This is a genomic window from Streptomyces sp. SID5785, from assembly GCF_009870065.1.
Lineage (GTDB): Bacteria > Actinomycetota > Actinomycetes > Streptomycetales > Streptomycetaceae > Streptomyces.
In genome coordinates this window covers 1-5,325 of record NZ_WWIA01000072.1, presented here as the reverse complement: position 1 = coordinate 5,325, position 5,325 = coordinate 1, and the positions used below count along the sequence as shown (strand labels likewise).

Sequence of the window (5,325 nt, the reverse complement as noted above, 5' to 3'; positions counted from 1 at the left end):
GGAGCCGGTGGCGGGGGACGGGGCGGGGCGGGAGTCGTAGGGGAGTTCGGAGGGCGGGACGGGGTCGATACGGCGACTGTCAGAAGGCCTTGATGGCGATCACCCCATCGTCGTGCTGCAGGAACACCCTGTTGGCTGCCGCTGCCAGCTTGAAGTCCCGGGGCATCTCGGTGGTGTAGGCGCGTCCGCCGAGACCGTCCAGGGCCCGTACGCCGGTCAACTCCAGCTCGGTGCGGCCCTCCTCGGCGCGAATCGACCACACCGAGCGCCCCTGCGGGAGCAGGGGGCTCTGCCAGGTCGCCGGACGGCCGACCCAGACCGTCGCGCCGTCGCGCCGGTTCCTGCACATGGTCGAATCGCCCTCGATGACGTACAACAGGTCCCCCGCAATGCGCGGGGGCCCGTAGCGGCCGGACTCCGCGGCATAGGCGCTGAGTTTGCGCCGCCAGACTGTCTTGCCGTCGGAGGCCCGCCGGGCCTCCAGGTAGTCGTGGCCGTTGATGTAGAACGTGCCGTCGGAGAAAACCGGGTTCGCGACGGTGTCGCCGCCGCCTTCGTACTGCCAGGCGCCGCGGCCGTCAGCGGTCCTGACGACCAGGACGTCACCGCCGGTCGACGGAACCGCCAGTCGCCCTCCGCCCACCACGGCCGGCCCGCGCAGCCGGTCGCGGAAGGCAGCCGGAACGGCCGTGGTCCACGCGGTCTTCGCGTCCTTGCGTCTGACGCTGCGCAGTCTGCCGTCATGCGTGACGACGTACACCGCGTCGGCGTCCGTGGCCAGCACGGTCGCGGCCTCGGCGGTGGGGCTCGTCCACTTGGGCTTCCCCGTGGCCGAGACGTAGGTGCGCAGGACGCCCTTCCCGTCGGCGCCCACGACCAGCCGGTCGTCGAGCGAGAGCCATCCGCAGCGGGCGAGCAGGCGCGGTGCCGTCCAGCGGCGGTCGCCGGTGCGCACGTCGTGGGCGGCCAGCCCTCCGGTGGGCAGTCCCACGAGCAGCACGTCTCCGGACGGGAGGAGTTCACGGGCCTGCGAGTCGGCCTGCGAGACGCCCCACAGACGAGTGGGCGGCTCGTTGTCGCTGACCAGCTTCTGCCGCGGGAGGCTGTCCAGTGTCGCGACGGGTGCCCGAACGGCGGGCGGGATGGCGAAGGGATCGTCCCGTTCGGTTTCCTCGCCCGACCGAAACCACCAAGCGACCGTGCCGCCACCCGCGGCGAGCAGGGCGCCGCCCGCCCCGAGGTAGCCCAGCAAGCGGCGCCGCGGTACCGGATCGCCGGCAGGTGAACCCGGGCCCGCGACCTGCGTGGTGAGCCGGTGCGCCCCCGTCTCGCGCTCCTTGATGGCACCGGCCAGCGGACCGCTGCGCCAGATCTGCTCGGTGCGGGCGGGGACGTGCATCGCCTGCCCGATCTGCCACGGCAGGGGTCGCACGGCCGGATCCTTGGCCAGGCACGGCGCGACGAGGTCGCGCAGCGGCCCCGGCATGTCGTCGAGACGTGCCTCACCGTGCACGACCTCGTACTGGACCGCGGCTACATTGCCCGCCTCGAAAGCGCGGCGTCCGGTGGCCGCGTAGACGAGCACCGCGCCGAGCGAGAACACGTCGGCCGACGGCGCGACGCGTCGGCCGAGGACCTGTTCGGGGGCGCCGTAGCCGGGGGTGACGGGGATCTGGCCGGTGGTGGTGAGCGTCAAGCCGTGTTCGGGACGTGCGATACCGAAGTCGATGACGCGGGGGCCGGTCGAGGTGAGCACGATGTTCGGCGGCTTCAGGTCTCGGTGGACGAAGCCCGCGGCGTGGATGTCGGCGAGCGTACCGGCCAGCGACGCCGCCAGCGCGCGCACCGCAGGTTCGCCGAGCGGCCCGTAGGTGTCGACGGCCTGGTCCAGGGTCAGACCGGCGAGGAACTCCGTGGCGATCCACGGCCGTCCGCCCTCGGTCCGTGCCCCGAGCACGGCCGCGACGCCGGGGCTGCGGACGGCCTGGGCCGCGTGCGCCTCCCGCACGAATCGCTGGGCGAGGCCGACGTCGTGGGTGAGTTCCGGGCGCAGTACCTTGACGGCGGCCAGGGCTCCGGTCTGGTCCTGGCCGGCGTACACCTTCCCCATGCCGCCCTCGCCGAGGACGCCGAGGAGGCGGTACGGGCCGAGGCGGAGCGGGTCACCGGTGCCGAGGGGCTTCATGGGGATGCTTTCTCAGAGGGTGGGCTGCCGGGGCAGGCCGGGTCATGTCATCGGGTACAGCGCGAGCGTGTCGTCGGCGACGCCGAGGACACGGCGTACCCGGGACGACTCCTGCACGGCGTAGAAGCGGTCGCACAGTGTCTGGAACGTGGACGTCACCTCGTGCCGGGTCAGGTCGACGGCCCGCAGCATGGTGCCGTTGCGGTAGTAGGCGTGCCGACTGCCCACCACCGGGCGCCAGTTCGTGGTCCGCTCGTCAGCTGTTCCGTCCTTCTCGGTCCACATCCGCTTGCCGGACCGCGCGTCCACAGCGATCAGCCCGAGCCCGGTCGCGACGCAGTGGACGACGCCCCCCGCCAGTGTGGGTGGACCGTAGTGGTGCTCGGGCGGAAGCTGCCACGTCACCTTGCCGTCCGCCAGTCGCACAGCGCGCAGCTGGCGGCCGCCGATGTACACGTGGTCCTCGTCCACGGCGAGCTCGCTGCGCATGGCGTCGATGTCACCCGGCGAGTAGGTCACGTCCCAGACCGCTCGTCCGCTCGTCGTGTCGCGGACGACGACGGAGAGCTCGCGCGGCTGTGTCTCCTCGAACGTGACGAGCCGCCGGCCGGTGACGCGGGCCGCCACGAAACGCAGCCGGAGCGTGTTGTCCGGCCAGCGCGGGAGTGGTGTCGACCATCGTGTGCGCCCGGTGCGGCAGTCGACGGCGCGCAGGGTCCACGTCTGGGCGGCGCGGATCCCGGCCGTGCCCGCTCTGCCTCCCCCGACCGCCACGTAGGCGATGTCATCGGCGACGCACAGCAGTTGGTTCTGCCTGATCTGGTCGTTGGTGGCATCGAGTTCGGCCACGGTGCGTGCGGCCTTGCCGGTCTGCGGGTCCAGGGTCTGCAGGGCGGTGTCGGGCCCGGAGTCCGGATCGTCGGCGTAGGTCGACCGGAGGCGGTACAGCCTTCCGTCGGCGACAGCGGTCTGCCAGCCGTACTGGTCGAGGCTGCTGCGCCACTTGCTCCGGCCGGGCTTCTTCAGGTCGACCGCAGCGACGCCGCCCGAGCCTTCGGGGACGAGCGCGAGCCCGTCCAGTGCGAAGGCTTGCGTGGGTGCTTCAGGCGTCTTCTGGTCGTATCCCCCGACCTGCCACAGCGGTTCCAGATTGCGCCCGGCCGCCCCTGCTGCGGTCGGCTTCGGCTCTCCCCCGGATCTGCTCCGCCACCACCATGCTCCGCCCGCACCGGCGGCGCCGACCGTGAGGACGCCCGCGCTCAGGCCCAGTACGCGGCGGCGCGAGTGGACGGCCGTCTCCGTGACCTCGGCAGAGACTTCCGGTGACGCGGCCGCGGGTGCCGGCCGACGCTGCGGGACGATCGTGTGCACGGCCGCCGCGCGACGCCCGATCTCCGCGACGAGCGAGTCGGGCAGGTGGTCGACGAACTCGCCGTTCCCGTCGTGCAACTGCGCCGCGAGCTCGCTCGTGGACGGGCGCCGCCGCGGGTCCTTGTCCAGGCATCGGACCAGTACGGGGACCAGGGCCTGCGGAACGCCGGTGAGGTCCGGTTCCGCGTAGCGCACGCGGTAGAGAAGATCGGCGGGCTGCCCGGCGCCGAACGGGCCGCCGGCCCGGGCCGCGTACACGAGCACGCCCGCGAGCGCGAAGACGTCGCCGGCGGGCCCGTGCTCCATACCGCTCGCCTGCTCCGGGGACATGAAGGCCGGGGTGCCGACGGCGGAGCCGGTGCGGGTCAGCCGGTCGTCACCGATGGCACGAGCGATGCCGAAGTCGATGACCTTGGGGCCGTAGGCGGTGACGAGGATGTTCGACGGCTTGAGGTCACGGTGCACGACATCGCTGCGGTGCAGTTGTCCGAGGGCCGCACACAGAGAAGCGCCGAGTGCCCGCACGGCCTGCTCCGGCAGGGCACCGCCCCGCTGCACGGCCTCGTCGAGCGGTGGGCCGAGCACGTACTCGGTGGCGAGCCACGGCACCGGGGCCAGCGGGTCGGCGGCGACGACCTTGGCGCCGAACCGTTCCCCGATGACCCGGGCCGCGTCGGTCTCCAGGCGGAACCGGGTCCTGGCAGCGGGGTCGGAGGCGATGGCAGCGTGCATCGTCTTCAGCGCGACCGTGGCACCGTCGGTACCGCGCGCCACGTACACGGTGCCCATGCCACCGCTGCCGAGTCGGGCGACGAGGCGGAAACCATCGAGATCGACAGGGTCGTCGTGGGCGAGAGGAGTCGGCATGAGCAGTCGGGATCCGTCGGTCGGTACGTGGTCAGTGGTCAGGCGGGCAGCGGGGCGGAGGCGGGGGACGCCGCGGCGAGCACTTCCGCGGACTGGTGGGCGAGGGCCGCGACGGTGCGGGCGGGCAGCCAGCCGGGGCCCATCAGGGCGGTGGCCCGGTCCGGTGCGCCGAAGCCGTGAGTGTCGGGCGCCCCCTCGGGAACGGCTCCCATGCCCTCCACGACCTCCGAGAGCGCGGGCCGCTCCGCCGGATCGCGGGCGAGGCACCGTGCGACCACGGAGCGCAGATACGCCGGGAGCGCCTCGCGCTCCGGGGCGGTGCTGCCGGTCGCGGCGTAAGCGAGGGTGGCACCGAGCGCGTACACGTCGCCCAGGGGGCGCGGCTTTCCGCCGGCTGCCTGTTCCGGCGGCAGTGCGCAGGGGTCGACGCCCGGCAGTCCGCGGCGGTCGGTGCCCTCCGGGGCGGCCGCGCGCACGGCTCCGAATCCGGTCAGACGGGGCCCGTCATGAGCGAGCAGCACGGCCCCCGGCGACACTCCGGCGTGCACCAGGCCCTGCCCGTGAACGACCCCGAGCGCCTCGGCGAGCGCGACGCCGAGCGCGCGCACGGTGTGCTCGGGGAGCGGGCTTCCGTGGACGGCGAGCGCGGTCGGCAGCGGCAGCACGGGCACGTACGGCGCGGCGTGCCACACCCCCTGCCCGGGCCCCGCCAGCTCGGCCGCGGGCAGCACCCAACTCCCCAGCAGATACCGGGAGGCATCGGCCTCGGCCATGAAGCGGTGGGGGTCGGTGCCGGGGTGAGGACGACTGAGGATGACCGTGCGGTCGCCGTCGGGGGTACGGGCGACGGAACGCAGGGCCGGAGCGGAGCTGCCTGCGGCGTCGAGGCGGGTGAGAGGGAG

The 5,325-nt window shown here is 73.4% G+C and carries 3 protein-coding genes; all 3 read right to left on the bottom strand.

From position 1 onward, the window contains the following. Positions 1-79 precede the first annotated feature (79 nt). Genes GTW43_RS02325 through GTW43_RS02315 form a run of 3 tightly spaced genes read right to left on the bottom strand, consistent with a single transcriptional unit; the run spans position 80 to position 5,280 of the window. Entirely contained in the window at positions 80-2,185 is a 2,106-nt protein-coding gene (locus tag GTW43_RS02325; RefSeq protein ID WP_161299863.1) for a serine/threonine-protein kinase, read from the bottom strand. A gap of 42 nt (positions 2,186-2,227) precedes the next feature. Beyond that, positions 2,228-4,423: a serine/threonine-protein kinase gene (locus GTW43_RS02320; RefSeq protein ID WP_161299862.1), complete on the bottom strand. Its 2,196-nt coding sequence runs from the start codon at positions 4,421-4,423 to the stop codon at positions 2,228-2,230. A 38-nt stretch (positions 4,424-4,461) separates the two neighbouring features. Further along, complete coding sequence (locus GTW43_RS02315) at positions 4,462-5,280, bottom strand: serine/threonine protein kinase (protein WP_161299864.1); 819 nt, start codon at positions 5,278-5,280, stop codon at positions 4,462-4,464. Positions 5,281-5,325: the final 45 nt, after the last annotated feature.

Bases quoted from the DNA above. Each gene is read 5' to 3' on its own strand.
- GTW43_RS02325 (WP_161299863.1), bottom strand. From the start codon at position 2,185: ATGAAGCCCCTCGGCACCGGTGACCCGCTCCGCCTCGGCCCGTACCGC.
- GTW43_RS02320 (WP_161299862.1), bottom strand. From the start codon at position 4,423: ATGCCGACTCCTCTCGCCCACGACGACCCTGTCGATCTCGATGGTTTC.